The organism is Shinella sp. H4-D48, from assembly GCF_022637395.1.
Classification (GTDB): Bacteria; Pseudomonadota; Alphaproteobacteria; order Rhizobiales; family Rhizobiaceae; genus Shinella; species Shinella sedimenti.
Genome location: NZ_CP093337.1, coordinates 1,153,317 through 1,170,043 on the forward strand (window position 1 = coordinate 1,153,317; position 16,727 = coordinate 1,170,043).

The 16,727-nt window shown below is 64.4% G+C and carries 15 protein-coding genes; 4 read left to right on the plus strand and 11 right to left on the minus strand.

Annotation, left to right across the window (positions count from 1 at the left end):
- Window positions 1-6: 6 nt before the first annotated feature.
- The 5 genes from MNR02_RS05500 to MNR02_RS05520 all read right to left on the minus strand — a co-directional run bounded on the left by MNR02_RS05500 (window position 7) and on the right by MNR02_RS05520 (window position 5,872).
- Window positions 7-822, minus strand: a complete 816-nt coding sequence (locus MNR02_RS05500) for an ABC transporter permease (protein WP_241948370.1) — start codon at window positions 820-822, stop codon at window positions 7-9.
- Complete coding sequence (locus MNR02_RS05505; protein WP_241948371.1) at window positions 812-1,762, minus strand: ABC transporter permease; 951 nt, start codon at window positions 1,760-1,762, stop codon at window positions 812-814. The genes MNR02_RS05500 and MNR02_RS05505 overlap by 11 nt, the downstream gene beginning before the upstream one ends.
- The gene (locus MNR02_RS05510) at window positions 1,762-2,754 is read right to left on the minus strand and encodes an ABC transporter ATP-binding protein (RefSeq protein ID WP_241948372.1); all 993 of its coding nucleotides are present in this window, start codon (window positions 2,752-2,754) and stop codon (window positions 1,762-1,764) included. The genes MNR02_RS05505 and MNR02_RS05510 overlap by 1 nt, the downstream gene beginning before the upstream one ends.
- Before the next feature lie 235 nt (window positions 2,755-2,989).
- Window positions 2,990-4,150, minus strand: a complete 1,161-nt coding sequence (locus MNR02_RS05515; RefSeq protein WP_241948373.1) for an ABC transporter substrate-binding protein — start codon at window positions 4,148-4,150, stop codon at window positions 2,990-2,992.
- Window positions 4,151-4,963: 813 nt separating this feature from the next.
- Window positions 4,964-5,872 (minus strand): LysR family transcriptional regulator, encoded by a 909-nt coding sequence (locus MNR02_RS05520; protein ID WP_241598255.1) that lies wholly within the window; start codon window positions 5,870-5,872, stop codon window positions 4,964-4,966.
- A gap of 118 nt (window positions 5,873-5,990) precedes the next feature.
- On the opposite strand from MNR02_RS05520, the gene MNR02_RS05525 reads away from it, so the two are divergent.
- Genes MNR02_RS05525 through MNR02_RS05540 form a run of 4 tightly spaced genes read left to right on the plus strand, consistent with a single transcriptional unit; the run spans window position 5,991 to window position 8,308 of the window.
- Complete coding sequence (locus tag MNR02_RS05525; protein WP_241948374.1) at window positions 5,991-6,626, plus strand: LysE family translocator; 636 nt, start codon at window positions 5,991-5,993, stop codon at window positions 6,624-6,626.
- A 13-nt stretch (window positions 6,627-6,639) separates the two neighbouring features.
- Window positions 6,640-7,551, plus strand: coding sequence for an alpha/beta hydrolase (locus MNR02_RS05530; protein ID WP_241948375.1), 912 nt, complete (start codon window positions 6,640-6,642; stop codon window positions 7,549-7,551).
- Complete coding sequence (locus MNR02_RS05535; protein ID WP_241948376.1) at window positions 7,548-7,967, plus strand: ACT domain-containing protein; 420 nt, start codon at window positions 7,548-7,550, stop codon at window positions 7,965-7,967. Before MNR02_RS05530 ends, MNR02_RS05535 begins: the two co-directional genes overlap by 4 nt.
- Window positions 7,964-8,308 (plus strand): PAAR domain-containing protein, encoded by a 345-nt coding sequence (locus MNR02_RS05540; protein WP_241598264.1) that lies wholly within the window; start codon window positions 7,964-7,966, stop codon window positions 8,306-8,308. Before MNR02_RS05535 ends, MNR02_RS05540 begins: the two co-directional genes overlap by 4 nt.
- A gap of 144 nt (window positions 8,309-8,452) precedes the next feature.
- Here the strand turns inward: MNR02_RS05540 and MNR02_RS05545 are convergent, their stop codons facing one another.
- From MNR02_RS05545 to MNR02_RS05570, 6 genes are all read right to left on the minus strand, one after another.
- Complete coding sequence (locus MNR02_RS05545) at window positions 8,453-10,084, minus strand: ABC transporter ATP-binding protein (RefSeq protein WP_241598265.1); 1,632 nt, start codon at window positions 10,082-10,084, stop codon at window positions 8,453-8,455.
- On the minus strand, window positions 10,077-10,904 hold the full coding sequence (locus tag MNR02_RS05550; protein ID WP_241948377.1) for an ABC transporter permease: 828 nt from the start codon (window positions 10,902-10,904) through the stop codon (window positions 10,077-10,079). The genes MNR02_RS05545 and MNR02_RS05550 overlap by 8 nt, the downstream gene beginning before the upstream one ends.
- Window positions 10,901-12,010 carry an ABC transporter permease gene (locus tag MNR02_RS05555; protein WP_241598267.1) on the minus strand — a complete coding sequence of 370 codons (1,110 nt, stop codon included), beginning with the start codon at window positions 12,008-12,010 and terminating at the stop codon, window positions 10,901-10,903. Before MNR02_RS05555 ends, MNR02_RS05550 begins: the two co-directional genes overlap by 4 nt.
- Window positions 12,010-13,599, minus strand: coding sequence for an ABC transporter substrate-binding protein (locus MNR02_RS05560; RefSeq protein ID WP_241948378.1), 1,590 nt, complete (start codon window positions 13,597-13,599; stop codon window positions 12,010-12,012). The genes MNR02_RS05555 and MNR02_RS05560 overlap by 1 nt, the downstream gene beginning before the upstream one ends.
- Window positions 13,600-13,882: 283 nt before the next feature.
- Window positions 13,883-14,665 (minus strand): carnitinyl-CoA dehydratase, encoded by a 783-nt coding sequence (locus MNR02_RS05565; protein WP_241598271.1) that lies wholly within the window; start codon window positions 14,663-14,665, stop codon window positions 13,883-13,885.
- The gene (locus MNR02_RS05570) at window positions 14,662-16,722 is read right to left on the minus strand and encodes an acetate--CoA ligase family protein (RefSeq protein ID WP_241948379.1); all 2,061 of its coding nucleotides are present in this window, start codon (window positions 16,720-16,722) and stop codon (window positions 14,662-14,664) included. The genes MNR02_RS05565 and MNR02_RS05570 overlap by 4 nt, the downstream gene beginning before the upstream one ends.
- Between the last annotated feature and the right edge of the window lie 5 nt (window positions 16,723-16,727).

The window sequence follows — 16,727 nt, forward strand, 5'->3', positions numbered from 1 at the left end:
TTTGGTTCATTTGCCGCCGCCGGCGACCTGATCGCCGTCGCGGGTGAGGTAGTAGGCGCCGAGGATCGGCAGGAAGGTGACGATGACGACGACCATGGCGACGACGTTGGTCACCGGGCGCTGGCGCGGCCGCACCAGTTCCTCGAGCATCCAGATCGGCAGGGTCGATTGCTGGCCGGCGGTGAAGGTCGTCACGATCACCTCGTCGAAGGACAGCGCGAAGGCGAGCATGCCGCCGGCCAGAAGTGCGGTGCCGATATTCGGCAGGATGATGTAGCGGAAGGTCTGGAAGCTGTCGGCGCCGAGGTCCATCGAGGCCTCGATCAGCGAGCCCGAGACGCGCCGGAAGCGGGCCACCGCGTTGTTGTAGATGACCACGACGCAGAAGGTCGCGTGGCCGAGCACGATGGTCCAGAAGGAGAAGGGGATTTCCGCAAAGGAAAAGGCAGAGCGCAGCGCGATGCCGGTGATGATGCCCGGCAGCGCGATGGGCAGGATCACGAGCAGCGAGATCGTTTCGCGGCCGAAGAATTTCGTGCGGGAAACGGCGGCCGCGCAGAGCGTGCCGAGCACCAGCGCAATGGCTGTCGAGATCGTGGCGACCCGCACGGAAAGCCCGAGCGCCTCCCACACATCCGGCCGGTTCCAGGTGACAGCGAACCACTTGAGCGTCAGCCCCGGCGGCGGGAACTGGTAGCTCTTCTCCTCCGTCGTGAAGGCGTAGAGGAAGATCAGCAGGATCGGCAGGTGCAGGAAGGCGAGCCCCGCGCCTGCGGCGATCTTCAGGCCAAGGGGGGCGGCGGTGTTTCTGTCAGAGCGCATCGAAGGCTCCCTGTCGCTTGGCCATCCACAGATAGAGGCCCATGATGACGATCGGCACGACGGAGAAGGCGGCGGCCAGCGGGATGTTGCCGGCCGTGCCCTGCTGGGCGTAGACCGCCTGGCCGATGAAGAGCCGCGACGAGCCGATGATCTGCGGGATGATGTAGTCGCCGAGGGTGAGCGAGAAGGTGAAGATCGAGCCGGCGATGATGCCGGGCAGGGCGAGCGGAAACAGCACGAAGCGGAAGGTCTGCGCCGGGTTGCCGCCAAGGTCGGCCGAGGCCTCGATCAGGTTGCCGGGCACGCGCTCCAGCGCCGCCTGGATCGGCAGGATCATGAAGGGCATCCAGACATAGATGAAGACGATGAAGGTGCCGGTATAGCTGATCGACAGCGAGGACCCGCCGACCACGGGCAGCGCCAGCCAGGCATCGAGCAGCCACAGGAGGTGCAGCTTGGCGAGGAACCAGGTGAGGATGCCCTCCTTGGCCAGGATCAGCTTCCAGGCATAGATCTTGACGAGGTAGCTCGACCACAGCGGCAGCATCACGCCGAGATAGAAGATCACCTTCCATTTTCCCCTGGCGTAACGTGCCGCGTAATAGGCGATGGGGAAGGCGATGACCGCCGAGGCGAGCGTCACCATCACGGCCATGACGACGGTGCGTAGGATGATGTCGAAATTCGACGGGATGAGCAGCTGTCTGTAGGTGGAGAGCGTGAACTCGAAGTTGATCAGCCCGGAAAAATCGTCGATCGAGAAGAAGCTTTGCAACAGCAGCGCGATCAGCGAGCCGAGATAGATGATGCCGAGCCACAGGAGCGGCGGCGTCAGCATCAGCAGGAGCAGAATCCCGGGTTTGCGCCAGAAGAGGTCGGAGAGCCGGCCGGAAAGGCCGCCGCGGCGCGCGAGGATGGAGGTGTCGGTGGCGATGCTCATCACGCGCCATCCATCGTGTGCAGGTCTTCCGGCTGGAAGGAGAGGGTGACGGTCTCGCCCTGCGCCGGAACGGCAATGGAGGCCGGTAGCATGGCGGCGACCCGCGCGCCGTTGGCATCCACCGTCAGGCGGTTTGCGGCGCCGAGGAAGTTTGCCGCCGTCACGCGACCGGTAAACTGCGTGCGTCCATCACCGCCACCGAGCGCGATGGCTTCGGGGCGCAGGCTTGCATGGTGCCGGCCGAAGCCCAGTGTCTCGACGAATTCCGGCGGCAGCACGTTGGACGAGCCGACGAAATCGGCGACGAAGCGCGTCGCCGGCCGCTTGTAGACCTCTTCCGGCGTGCCGAGCTGCTGGATCCGGCCGTCGTTGAACACGGCGATGCGGTCCGCCATGGAAAGCGCCTCGCCCTGATCGTGCGTGACGAAGACGAAGGTGATGCCGAGCGATTTCTGCAGGGCTTTCAGCTCCTCCTGCATCTGCTCGCGCAGCTTGAGATCGAGCGCGCCGAGCGGTTCGTCGAGGAGAAGCACGCGTGGCCGGTTGACGAGCGCGCGCGCCAGCGCCACGCGCTGGCGCTGGCCGCCGGAAAGCTGGCCGGGGCGGCGCGTGCCGTAGCCGGGAAGCTTGACCATGGCGAGCGCTTCCTCCGCCGCCTTCAGCCGCTCGGCCTTGGCCACGCCCTTGACCATCAGGCCATAGGCCACGTTCTCGAGGATCGAGAGATGCGGGAAGAGGGCATAGTCCTGGAACACCGTGTTGACGTTGCGCCGGTAGGGCGGCACGCCCTCCGCCGTCTCGCCGAAAATCTCGATATGCCCCGCCGTCGGCTGCTCGAAGCCGGCCATCAGGCGCAGGCAGGTCGTCTTGCCGGAGCCGGACGGCCCGAGCATCGCGAAGAATTCACCCTCGGCGATGGCGAGATCCACGCTGTCGACGGCGCGCACGGCGCCGAAATGGCGGGACACTTGCTGGAACAGAACGGCGGTCATGGGGGCTCCCGGTGGTTTTGAACGATGGGCGAAACGTCCATCGCGTGGAGATCATGGGCAGCAAAAAGGCGCAGCTATCCAATCTCCCCCCTTATGGGAGAGATGCCCGGCAGGGTAGAGGGGGTATCACGCGCCGCCCGGTCAGATGTCGCCGCTTCGCGGCCACCCCCTCTGTCAACTTCGGTGACATCTCCCCCACAAGGGGGAGATCAGGAGGGGTATGCCGCAGCGCTTCCTATCGCCCGCCGATCACGCCGATATAGTCGGATACCCAGCGGTGGTAGGGCACGCATTCGCCCTGGCTTTCGCACTTGGAGACGGGCGTGCGCCAGAAGGCGATCTTGTCGAAGTTGTCGAAGCCGTTGGTCGAGCAGCCTTCGTCGGTAAGCAGCGCATTGCCCTTGCAGGCCGCCGGAACCGACGGCACGGCGCCGAACCACGCTGCGGCATCACCCTGCACCTTGGCGGAAAGTGAGTGTTCCATCCACATATAGGCGCAGTTCGGATGCTGGCTTTCGGCATGCAGCATGGTCGTGTCCGACCAGCCGGTGACACCCTCTTCCGGGAAGGTCGAGGCGATCGGCTGCTTTTCGGCCTTCATCAGGTTGACCTGGAAGGGCCAGGAACCCGAGGCGACGACACCTTCGTTCTTGAAGTCGTCGATCTGGATCATGGCGTCGTGCCAGTAGCGGCCGACCAGCGTGCGCTGCACGCGCAGAAGGTCGAGCGCCGCCTTGTACTGGTCCTCGTTCAGCTCGTAGGGATCCTTGATGCCGAGTTCCGGCTTGTGCGCCATCAGGTACTGGGCGGCGTCGGCGATGTGGATCGGGCCGTCATAGGCCTGCACGCGGCCCTTGTTGGACTTGCCGTCCGGCAGCGTCATTTCCTCGAAGACGACGTTCCAGCTCTTCGGCGCCTCGCCCTTGAAAGCGTCGGTGTTGTACATCAGCACGTTCGGGCCCCACAGATACGGGGTGCCGTAGTGCACGCCGTTGACCGTGTGCCACGGCGCGCTTTGCAGGCGCTCGTCGATGGTCTTCCAGCTCGGAATGAGGTCGGTATTGATCGGCTGGACGCGCTTGCCGGCCACGAGGCGCAGCGATGCGTCGCCCGAGGCGGTGACGAGGTCGAAGCCGCCTTCGTTCATCAGGGCGACCATTTCGTCGGAGGTCGCGGCGGTCTTCACCGTCACCTTGCAGCTCGTCTTCTTCTCGAACTCGGTGACCCAGTCATAGGCCTTGTCCGTCTCGCCGCGCTCGATATAGCCGGCCCAGGCAACGATCGAGACTTCGCCTTCGCCTGGTCCCAGCTCCTTCAAAGGCTCCTGGGCGATGGCGGATGTGACGAAGGCGAGCGAAAGGGTAAGCGCGGTGCAGGAATGCAGAAGTCGCGTCATGACAGTCTCCCGGTTTGATCCGCTTTCAGCGGTATTGTTCCCGGCGAAAAAGGTGCCGTGCTTTCGCCGCTTTCGCAAATTCATTAATCAGAATGTCGGTATCGGAAATTCCGAAATCGGAGATTTTTCGTGCGGCCGGCGCAGCCGATGGAGCTCGTACAGTCTACGGCCGCGCGGCATCCGCCATGGCTGTCACAGCACGATCCGAGGACATACCCCCACCGCACGTCCTGATTTCGCAGCAAAATTCGGCATCGTTTTCCCCGCCCGCATCATCCATGCCTACAATTCCCCATCCCGCCCTCGGATACACCGCAAGGCGTTGCGGCGAGGCGGGGTCGGCGCGGGGCGTGAGGGGATGACGCGAAACCTCATGCACCGGGCTCGCGGAAAATGGTCTCCCTCCGGCGACACGGGGGAAATGGCGGGATATCGGACCGATCCTGCCGTTTCATGCCCCGAACGGCGCGTCGGGCGTGCCTGTGCGGCACACAAGGGGGCGGAACTGGCGGATGCGTCGGCATCGTCCGCCGGGATGGAAACAGGCCGGGCGGTGGCAACACCTTCCGCCGTATCGCCAAGGCGTGCGCTACGGGTGTCAAACGGCCATGCCCTTCCCTGAAACCGGCGGTGAACATCCTCCAGTCCCGCTTTTGCAGAGAGACCGGAGTCGCGGGTAAAAACCGCTGAACGGGGCGCCGGAAGGTGTCACCTATTTGTTTTCAGTCGAGGCAGCTTCCGGCGCCCCGTCCGACATCTTTCGACACCCGGTGCGCCCGCACGCGGGTCCGTCACCGCATGCCTTGAAGGCCGCTATCGTCCGCGCCCGCTTCTGAGCGCTTCGGCCAGCCCGACGAAGTCGCGCGCGGCCTGCGGCATGCCGGAGCCCTTGCGCCAGACCATGCCGATCTGCACCACGGGCAGGGCGCCGGAGACGTCGCGGCTTTCGATGCGGTCGCCTTCCAGCGACCAGGGCCGGTAGACGAGGTCGGGCAGCAGCGCGATGCCGGCACCCGTCGCCACCAGGCTGCGCACCGCCTCCACCGAGCGCGTGCGGAAGGCGACATGCGGTCGCGCGCCGAGTGCGGAGAGAAGCTTGCCGGTATTCTCCTCGATTTCATCGACCGTCAGCATGATCAACGGTTCCTTGGAAATATCGCTGACGGAGATGATGTCGGCCGAAACGAGCGGATGGCCGATCGGCAGCCACAGGCGATAAGGCGAGGTCTCGATGATCTCGGCCTGCAAGGCCATGCGGTCGCGCAGGTTGGAAATGACCATGACCGCCACGTCCAGCTCACCGCCCACCAGCAGGTGTTCGAGATAGGAGCCATTATCCTCGATGGCGCTGACCTCGATGCCGGGAAAGGCGCGACGGTAGCGCGACAGCAGGTCGGAGAGCACATAGCCGGCGACGAGCGAGGTCACGCCGAGATTGAGCTTGCCGCGCTCGGGCGTGCGGTTGTCGGAGAAGGAGCGGCGCGCATCCGACACATCGGCAAGGATCTTCGTGGCGTGGCGCAGGAACTGGTGGCCGTTATGCGTCGTGGTCAGCCCGCGCGGATGGCGGTCGAAAAGCTCCACGCCGAGGTCCGATTCGAGCTCCTTGATCGCCTCGGTGATAGACGATTGCGAGATCGACAGGTTCTGCGCGGCACGCGTCACCGAGCCCTGTTCCGCGACGGCGACGAAGTACTGCAATTGCCGGAAGGTGAAAGCCATGGCGGCCAGTTAATATGGCCGGCATCGGCGGCGCAAGGCGCATCGCCATCGCATCCGGTGCATTCCCCTGCACCATTTCCTGCGGTAAGCTTTGCAAGGGATTGCGACAGGAGAGACCATGCCGCCCTTCGAGACATTGCTAGCGTTTTTTCTGACCACGGCGGTCTTTGCCTATGTGCCGGGCCCGGCCATGCTCTATGCGACGGCGCAGACCATTGCGCGCGGCCGCTGGTCGGGGCTTATGGCGAGCCTCGGCATTCATCTTGGCGGCTATGCGCATGTCATCGCCGCCGCGGCCGGCCTTTCCGCGCTCTTCCATGCCGTGCCGTCGCTCTATCTGGCGGTCAAGCTTCTCGGCGCCGTCTATCTCATCTGGCTCGGCATCCGCATGTTCCGTGCACGGGTGGAGGCGCAGCCGGAGGTTTCGGCTGAGAACATCCGCAGGAGCGGCTGGCGCGCCTTTGCCGAAAGCGTTTCGGTCGAGGTGCTCAATCCCAAGACCGCACTGTTCTTCCTGGCCTTTCTGCCGCAGTTCGTCGATCCCTCGGCCGCGCTGCCGGTGTGGATGCAGCTTTTCATCCTCGGCACCGTCGTCAATCTGATGTTCACCTCCGCCGATGTGGTCTGCGTCCTGCTGGCCGGCGCGGTCGCCACGCGGCTGAAGGGCTCGGCGCGGGTGCAGAAGGGGCTGCAGCGGGCGGGTGGAACGATCCTCGTCGGGCTCGGGCTGAACCTTGCCCTGCAGAAAAGCTGAGCGGGGGGCCGACATGAGCGAACGTCCCATGCCGAGCGAGGAGGGTATCCTCGCTTTCCACAAACGCTGCGAGGACTTCTACCCGGCCGATGCCGTGGATGCGGATATCGTCCAGCAGCGCGCCTGGTACGATGCGCTTTGCGCCGCCTTCGACGCGCCTGCGCCCGCGGGCATGGTCAAGCAGGATGGCATGGTCGCCGATCGCATTCCCGTCCGCCGCTATCGGCCGGCCGCGGTCACGACCGATACGCGACTGTTCTACATCCATGGCGGCGGCTTCGTCGTGGGTTCGCTCGACAGCCACGATGCGATCTGCGCGGAAATCTCCGAAGCGGCGGGAGCGGAACTTGTCGCCATCGACTACCGTCTTTCGCCCGAGCATGTCTGGCCCGCCGCCTTCGAGGATTGCTGGGCGGTGCTTGTCGATCTGCTTTTGAAGCCGGGCAGCGTCGTCTTGATCGGCGACAGCGCGGGCGGCAATCTGGCGGCCGGTATCGTCATGAAGGCGCGCGACGAGGGGCTGAAGGGCATTGTCGGGCAGGCGCTGGTATATCCAGGCCTCGGCGGCGATCTCGGCTCCGGCTCCTATGTCGAGATGGCTGAGGCACCGGGGCTGACGACGGCCGATGTCGCCTATTATCGGGATATCTACAAGGCGCCGGATGCCGCGCCGCACGCTTTCCCCCTGCACGCGCAGGACCTTTCCGGCCTTCCGGCGACCTTCATCACGGGCGCCTATTTCGATCCGCTGCGCGACGATGCGCGCGCCTATGCGGCGCGTCTTGCGCTGGCCGGCGTGCCTGTGGAATTCCGCGAGGAAAAGCAGATGATCCATGCCTGGCTGCGTGCCCGCTTCATGAGCGAGGGCGCGAAGGCCGGCTTTGCGGCACTGTGCGATGCCGTGCGTCGGATGGCCCGGCCGTGAGCGGCGTCACCGATCTTGCAGCGCTGATCGAAACGATGGAGCCGGTTCTGGTGGAAGGGCGTTTCGTCTATGCCTGCGTGCCGGCCGGCGAACTTGCCGACCATCTGATGCGTGCGCCGCTCGGCATGTTCCGCGAGGCGGAGGGCGTAACGCTGATCCTGCCGGCGGAGGCTGCCGGTGATCTCGCCGCCAGCCCGCCCATGCGCATGATCACGCTTACCGTGCATTCCTCGCTCGAAGCCGTCGGCCTAACGGCGGCCTTCGCCACGGCGCTGACGGCCGAGGGCATCAGCGCGAATGTGGTTGCCGGCTTTCATCACGACCATATATTCGTGCCCGAGCGGCAGGCCGAACAGGCGCTTGCGGCGCTGCGGGCCCTGTCCCGCGGGGCGCGTGAAAAGGGAGAAGCAGGATGATGCTATTGCGGTTTGCCGGTCTCGGCATGGTTTTCGGACTTTCGGCGCTCGCCGGGCCATCCTTTGCCAAGGACGCGGCGCCCATTCCATCCTGCGCCATGTCGGGCTCCAAGAGCGTGTTCATCGGTGGCGCGCCGGCTCTAAGGTTGTCGGATGTGGTGAACTGCCCGCCGGAACTTTACGAGATCGTGCCCAGCATCATGATCGAGGGGCAGCCCATGGTGAAATTCCGCTCGGGCGCCGGCGAAAAGGGCAACTGCACCGCGCGTGGCGAAGAGACGGTGATGGCCGAAGGCGAACAGACCAGCCGCCTCGGCGATGTGTCCTGCTCGCAGAATTGAGGAGCGCCGAACGGCCCGGTCTCACATGCCAGGCTGCCCATCACCCTAGCCTTCTCCCCGCAGGCGGGGAGAAGGAGATATGCCGCGCCAGCCGGATAAGGGGCCCGTCAAAGGAAACGGGCGGCCGAAGACCGCCCGCTTTGATCAGTTCCCGGCGCTCTCCATGCGCCGTGTCGCCAGCACCTTTTCCAGCCAGCCGATCTCCATTTCGGGGACGGATTTCAGGAGAAGGTCGGTGTAGTCGTCGAAGGGCGGTGCCAGCACCTTCGATTTCGGGCCGAAGCGCACGAGCTTGCCCCGGTGCATGACGGCCACGCTGTCAGCGATCGCGCGAACGATGGCGATGTCGTGGGTGATGAACATGTAGGAGACATGCGTTTCGTCCTGAAGCTTCAGGAGCAGTTTCAGGATGCCCTCGGCCACCAGCGGGTCGAGCGCCGAGGTCGGCTCGTCGCACAGGATGAGTTCCGGCTGCGCGGCAAGCGCCCGGGCGATGGCGACGCGCTGCTTCTGGCCGCCGGACAGTTCGGCCGGGTAGCGGTCGGCGAAGCGGCCGCCCATTTCGATCTGTTCCAGCAGTTCTTTCACCCGCTCCGTCTTCTTCGCGCCGCGCAGGCCGTAGTAGAAGGTGAGGGGGCGGCCGATGATGTCGCGCACCGTCTGGCGTGGATTCATCGCCGTATCGGCCATCTGGTAGATCATCTGGATGCGGCGCAGCTGGTCGTTCGTGCGGCCTTTCAACGATTTGGGCAGCACAGTGCCCTCGAAGCTGATCGTGCCGTCCTGCGGCGGCAGGAGGCCGGTGATGACACGGGCCAGCGTGGATTTGCCCGAACCGGACTCACCCACCACCGCCAGCGTCTGCCCCTTCGGCAGGTGCAGCGAAACATTCTGCAACACCTTGAAGCCGTTGGAATAGCCGGCGGTGATGTTCTCGACCTTCAGCAGCGTATCCGTCTGGTCGGGCGCCTCGTCGCGGGCGGTGCCGCGCACGTTGACGAGCGCGCGGGTATACTCTTCCTTCGGCGCCTCGATGATGTCCTTCACCGAGCCGTATTCCACCATCTTGCCATGCCGGAGCACAAGGATGTCGTCCGTGATCTGGGCGACGACGGCAAGGTCGTGGGTGATGTAGAGGGCCGCGGTGTTGGTCTCCTCGATGGCATGCTTGATGGCGGCGAGCACGTCGATCTGCGTCGTGACGTCCAGCGCGGTGGTCGGCTCGTCGAAGACGATGAGTTCCGGGTTGGGGCAGAGCGCCATGGCGGTCATGGCGCGCTGCAGCTGACCGCCGGAGACCTGGTGCGGATACCGCTGGCCGAAGGTTTCCGGGTTCGGCAGGCCAAGGACCTTGAACAGGTAGAGCGCGCGTTTTTCCGCCTCTGCACGGTTCATGATGCCGTGTTTCAGCGAGGCCTCGATGACCTGTTCGCCGAGCCGGTGTGCGGGGTTGAAGGCGGCTGCGGCGGATTGCGCGACGTAGCAGACCTTGGCGCCGCGCACCTTGCGGATGCCCGACGGCGAGAGCTTGAGGAGGTCTTCGCCGTTAAGCTTGACCTCGCCTCCGGTGATACGCACGCCGCCGCGTCCATAGGCGAGCGCGGTAAGCCCGATGGTCGACTTACCTGCACCGGATTCGCCGATCAGGCCGAGAACCTTGCCCTTCTCGACATCGAAGTTAATCCCCTCGACGAGCGTCACGGTCCGTGGTGCTTCACCCGGCGGGTAGCTGGTGGCCTCGATCTTGAGGTTTCTGACGGAAAGAAGATCAGGCATCGCCACGCCCTCCCTTGAGGCTGGAGGTTCGTTTCATCAGCCAGTCGACGACGAGATTGACGCAGATGGCCAATCCCGCAATAGCCCCGCCCGGAATGAGGGCGGCGGAAATGCCGAAGATGATGCCGTCCTTGTTGTCCTTGACCATGCCGCCCCAGTCCGCCGCCGGCGGCTGGATGCCGAGGCCGAGGAAGGAGAGGGTGGACAGGAACAGGATCGAGAAGGCGAAGCGCAGGCCGAACTCAGCAAGCAGCGGCGACAGCGTGTTGGGCAGGATTTCCTTGAAGATGATCCAGCCGGTGCCTTCACCGCGCAGCCGCGCGGCCTCGACGAATTCCATGACCGCGACATCGAGCGCCACGGCCCGGCCGATGCGGTAGACGCGGGTCGAGTCCAGGATCGCCATCACGAGGATGAGGATCCAGAGCTGCTGCGGCAGCACGGCCAGCACGACGAGGGCGAAGATGAGTGTGGGGATCGCCATCATCAGGTCGTTGAAGCGCGAGAAGATCTGGTCGATGAACCCGCCCGTTACAGCTGCGATGAACGACAGCAGCATGCCGAGCGAGAAGGACAGAACGGTCGCCGCCAGCGCCACGAAGATGGTGGTGCGGGCGCCGAAGATCAGACGCGAGAACAGGTCGCGCCCGAGATTGTCGGTTCCGAGCAGATACTGGCCGCCCATCGGCTCCCAGACGGAACCGACGATCTGGCTTTCGCTGTAGGGCGCGATGAGGGGGGCGAACATGGCGCAAAACAGGGCGAGCACGATGCCCAGGATGCCGATCCATGCGCTGACGGGAATGGAGCTTAGTCTCATCGCGGATGCCTCAATCTGGGGTTCGCTATGATGGCGAGGATATCGGCGAACATGTTGAGGAAAATGTAGAAGGCGGCGAAGATCAGGCCGCAGGCCTGCACGACCGGCATGTCACGCACCGTCACGGCGTCGACCATATACTGGCCCATGCCGGGATAGACGAACACCACTTCCACCACGACGACGCCGACCACGAGATAGGCGAGGTTAAGCGCTATGACGTTGATGACGGGTGCCACGGCATTAGGCGCGGCATGCTTGGCGATGATGCGCAGGCTGGACAGGCCCTTCAGTTCCGCCGTCTCGACATAGGCTGACGACATCACGTTGAGGATCGCCGCGCGTGTCATGCGCATCATGTGGGCAAGTACGACGAGGACGAGCGTCGCCGTTGGCAGGGCGATGGCCGACAGCCTCTGGCCGAAGGTCATGGATTCATAGACCGTTGCAGGGAAGGTTGCGACACCCATCTGCACGGCGAAGAACAGGATCAGCAGGTATCCGACGAAGAATTCCGGCAGCGATATCGCCGCCAGCGAGACGACGTTGATGATCTTGTCGGGCAGCCGGTTTCGGTATTGCACCGCCAGCATGCCGAGCCCGACGGCGAGCGGCACCGATATGATGGCTGCGAAGAAGGCGAGGAACAGGGAATTGCCGAGGCGCTTGCCGATCTGCTCGCTTACAGAGTTTCGCGAGGCCCAGGAGGTGCCGAAATCGCCCTGCAGCGCGCCGCCAAGCCACTGGAAGTAGCGGGTGGTGGCGGACTGGTCGAGACCGAGTTCCTTGCGGATGTTCTCCACCGCCTGCGGCGTGGCGGATTGGCCGAGATAGGTCGTGGCGAAGTCGCCGGGCAAGGCTTCCACGCCCCCGAAGATCATCAGGGACACGGCGAAGAGCAAGGCCACGCTGAGCGCGAGGCGTTGCGTGATCAGCGCCGCGAGCGGGCTGCTCTTGGCGAATTTCGCCCAGACGGAAGGCTTGGCTTCGACAAAAGGGGTTCCTGGGGACGCAACCGACCCGGCAGCGCCGGCAGACTGCGGGCTATCGCCCGCAGCCGCCGTTGCTGTCAGTTCCGGACCGTGCGCCGGTCCGCCGCCGGTCATCAGGCTTCGAGCCACACGCGGGTGGCGACATAGCCGTTCGACATGTCGTTGCCGATGTCGTGCACGTAGCCCTTCACGCTCTTGCTGGACGCGTTCACGAAGTCGTTGAACATCGGCAGGATCAGGCCACCTTCGTCACGCACCATCATGGCCATGGTGCGGTACATGTCCTTGCGCTTGGCCTCGTCGAGTTCCGAACGTGCCTCTAGCAGCAGCTTGTCGAAGTCTTCGCGCTGGAAGCGCGTGTCGTTCCAGTCGGCCGTCGAGAGATAGGCGGTGGAGTACATCTGGTCCTGGGTCGGGCGGCCGCCCCAGTAGGAGGTGGAGAAGGGCTGGACGTTCCAGACGTTCGACCAGTAGCCGTCGCCCGGCTCGCGCTTCACCTCGATATCGATGCCGGCCTTCTTGGCGCTCTCCTGGTAGAGGACCGCCGCATCGACGGCGCCGGGGAAGGCGACGTCGGAGGTGCGCAGCAGGACGGAGCCGCTGTGACCCGACTTCTTGTAGTGGAAGGCGGCCTTGTCCGGATCGTAGGCACGCTGTTCGATGCCTTCGGGGAAGAGGGCGTAGGTCTCGTTGATCGGGAAGTCGTTGCCAACCTTACCGTAACCGCCGAGCACCTTCTCCAGCATGGTCTCGCGATCCATCGCATACTTGAGAGCCATGCGTAGGTCGTTGTTGTCGAACGGCGCCGTGTTGCAATGCATGATAAACACGTAGTGGCCGCGGCCGGACGTGGAGAGGATGTCCACGGTCGGTGCGCGCTTCAGGAGGTCCACGGTCTTCGGGCTGACGCGGTTGATGTAATGGACCTGGCCGGAAGACAGTGCGGCGATACGGGCGGTGGCGTCGTTCATCGCGATCATTTCGATCGTGTCGACATAGCCACGGTCCTGGCGCCAGTCATCCTTGTTGCGCTCGAAGGTGGCGCGCACGCCCGCCTCGAAGTTCACGACCTTGTAGGGGCCGGTGCCGATCATGGCGTTCGGATCGTCCAGGCCGCCATTCGGCTGGATGATCAGGTGGTAATCGGTCAAAAGCAGCGGCAGGTCGGCATTGCCTTCCGACAGTACGAGCACGAGCTTGTCGCCGTCGGCCTTGATTTCCTTGATCGACTTCATGACGCCGAGCGCGCCCGACTCCGATTTCTCATCGGTGTGGCGCTGCAGGGTCTTGATGACGTCGTCGACGGTCAGTTCCTTACCGTCATGGAACTTCACGCCCTTGCGGATGGTAAAGGTCCAGGTGGCAGCGTCTGCGGACGGCTCCCAGGATTCGGCCAGCGCGGGAACGGGCTGGCCGGTCAGCGGCTCGGATTCGACGAGCATGTCGCCCCAGTTGCGACCGACGACGAACATGAACTGCGACAGCGCCTTGGCGGGATCCTTCGAGTCGGTGGCGGCTGCGCCTTCCAGGCCGAGCTTCAGGTTGCCGCCGCGCTTGGGCTCCTGCGCGCGGGCTGCGGTGTCGAACATGGTGCCGGCGGCGGCGAGCGTGATGCCGAAGGCAGCTGTGCGGCCCAGGAACTCGCGGCGGTTCATCTTGCCGAGCGAGACCTGGCTCGTGAGGTATTTGGTGTAATCAGTCATTCCCCTGTTCCCTTTGCTGTGCTCTTGCGGGCGAGCATTTGTCGTTGTGATTGGCAGAATTTCTGTTTTTGGCTTTTAAATCAACCGTGCAGGCCGGTTTTTATCCCGGTGCGGGCGCATTCGGCGGTTTCGCGAAAACCTGATTTCTTTACCGCGAAGCGGATCCTCCTTTTGCAAATTTCGATGCCTGATGCATGGTGGGCATGAAAAATTTCTTAATTCTTTTCAAATGTTTATGCTTTTCGCAGTGGCTGGCCCGCATTGGGGCCGGCCACTGATTTTCTCATCGTCCCTTCCAGACGGGGTCGCGCTTTTCGGAAAAGGCGCGTGCGCCCTCAAGCTGGTCCTCGCTGGAGTAGAGAATATCGACTGTGCGGAACTGCCGTTTGGTGATCCTGTTCATCGTCGTCTGGAAGGTTTCACCCTCCGCGGCGCGCACCACTTCCTTGATGGCGGCGTAGACGAGCGGCGGGCCGCTTTCGAGCAGGCGGGCGAGCTCCCAGGCCCGGTCCATCAGCTTGTCGGCGGGAAGGACCTCGTTGACGAAACCCCACCGGTGGGCCTCCTGCACATCGAGCCAGCGGCCCGTCAGGAGCATGTCCATCGCGATGTGATAGGGGATGCGCTTGGGCAGCTTGATCGAGGCCGCATCGGCCACCGTTCCCGAGCGGATTTCCGGCAGCGCGAAGGTGGCGTGCTCGGCCGCGAGGATCAAATCTGTGGAAAGCGCAATTTCGAGGCCGCCGCCGCAGCATATCCCGTTCACGGCGCAGATGATCGGCTTGTTGAGGTCGCGCAGTTCCTGCATGCCGCCGAATCCGCCGATGCCGTAATCGCCATCGACCGCGTCGCCCGCGGCCGCCGCCTTCAAATCCCATCCCGGACAGAAGAATTTCTCCCCCGCACCGGTGATGATGGCGACGCGCAGGCTGTCGTCGTCGCGGAAATTCGCGAAGATTTCGCCCATGATGCGGCTGGTCACAAGGTCGATTGCGTTCGCTTTGGGGCGATCGATGGTTACTTCAAGGATGCCGCCTTCGCGGCGTTGCAGGATCGGTCCGGTCATGGGTTCTCCCTCAGACGGATCAGTGCGTCGGCTGCGACGACACCGTCGCCAGCAGGCAGCACCATTATAGGATTAACGTCCAGTTCTTCGATTATTGAAGCGTTTGAAACGACATAGGATGCCGCTGATGCGACGGCGGCCACAAGTGCGTCGAAATCCCCCTTCGGGCCGCCGCGATAGCCATCGAGAAGCCTTGCAACCCTGAGGCGGGCGATGGCTTCGCGGATCGCCTTTTCGTCGGTTGGCAGGGTCAGGATGGCCGAATCCTCGAGCAGCTCGACGAGGATGCCGCCGGCGCCGATGGTAAGAACCGGTCCGGCGACGGGATCGCGCATGGCGCCGACGATGAGTTCGGCGATGGGCTTGCCGACCATCTTTTCCACGAGGAAACCGGAGGCGACGCCGGCCATGCTCTCAGCAGCCTGCATGACGGCCTCGCGGCTTTGCAGGTTGAGCTTCACCGCGCCGGCTTCGGTCTTGTGGGCCACGCCGAGCCCCTTGAGCACGACGGGGAAGCCGAGCGTTTCGGCTGCGTCGGCGGCGGCTTGCGGCGTTTGGGCGGTCAGGCCCTTCGGCACGGTCAGGCCATGGGCGGCGAGCGCCCGCTTGGCCTCATGTTCGGTGAGCGTGACGGCTTCGCCTTCACCGGCGGCACTCTTGAGGAGCGGGGCCGATTGTGGCCGGGCCCAGGCCTCGCCGATGCCGGCGGCTGCGTCGGCGGCGGCAAGCGCCTCCTCGATACCGTAGAAGGGAACGACACCGTTCTGCATCAGCATTTCGGCGGTCGCCTCCGGCATGTTTTCACCCATGGAGGCGACGATGCCGGCATTGGCCCCGGTCGCCTTCGACGCATCGATGACGGCGTGGCAGGTGGTGGTCCAGTCCTCAGCATCGCAGCGGTCGAGGCGGGGGAAATCGAGCACGATGAGGTTCAGGGCGTAGCCGCCCTGCATCATGGTGGTGAAGGCCGCCGTCTGCTTCTCGCGGTTGCCCCAGACGAAGGTGTGGTAATCGAGCGGATTGGAGATCGTCACCATCTGGCCGAGCGTCTCGCGCAGCGGCTGGCGCTGGAAGTCCTTGAGCGCACGGTAGTTCACCTTGCGCTTTACCCCGGCATCCGCCATCAGCGAGGCCTCGCCGCCCGAGCAGGACATTGAGGAGATGTCATGGCTGGGCAAGGGGCCGGCGATGTGCAGCAGTTTCAACGTTTCCAGCAATTCCGGCAGCGTTTCCACGCGGCCGATGCCGAGGCGGGCCAGCAGCGCGGAAGAGACCGCGTCGTTGCCGGCCAGCGATGCCGTGTGCGAGACCGTCGCGAGCTGCGCCTGCTCCGATTTGCCGACCTTCAGTGTTACCACCGGTTTGTTCAGTTCACGCGAACGAAGCGCCAGGCGTTCCAGCGATTCGAGACTGTCGAAGCCTTCGATATGCAGGCCGACGGCGGTGACGCGCGGGTCTTCCAGCACGGCGCAGGCGAGGTCGGCGAGACCAGTCTGCGCCTGATTGCCGGCCGTCAGGATATAGGCGAGCGGCAGGCCGCGTTGCTGCATGGAGATGTTGCAGGCGATGTTGGACGACTGCGTGAGGACGGCCACGCCCTTGTCGATGCGCAGCATGCCGTGCTGGTCGGGCCAGAGCAGGGCGCCGTCGAGCATGTTGATGAAGCCGTAGCAGTTCGGCCCGAGGATCGGCATGTCGCCGGCGGCCTCCACCAGGGCCGTCTGCAGGTCGTCGCCATCGGCGAGTTCGCTGACGGCCTCGCGGAAACCCGAGGCGTAGCACACGGCGCCGCCGGCGCCGCGTGCGGCGAGGTCACGGATGATACCGATAGTCAGCTCGCGGTTGACGCCGACGAAGGAGGCATCCGGCGCGCCGGGCAGCTCCGAAACCGACCGGTAGCATTTGCGGCCGAGGATTTCGTCCTCACGCGGATGCACCGGCCAGATCTCCCCGGAAAAGCCCATCTTGTCGCACTGGAAGATGACGCGCCGCGCCTCCTTGCCGCCGAAAACGGCGATGGATTTGGGCCGGATCAGACGGTCGAGGGAACGGGTCATCTATG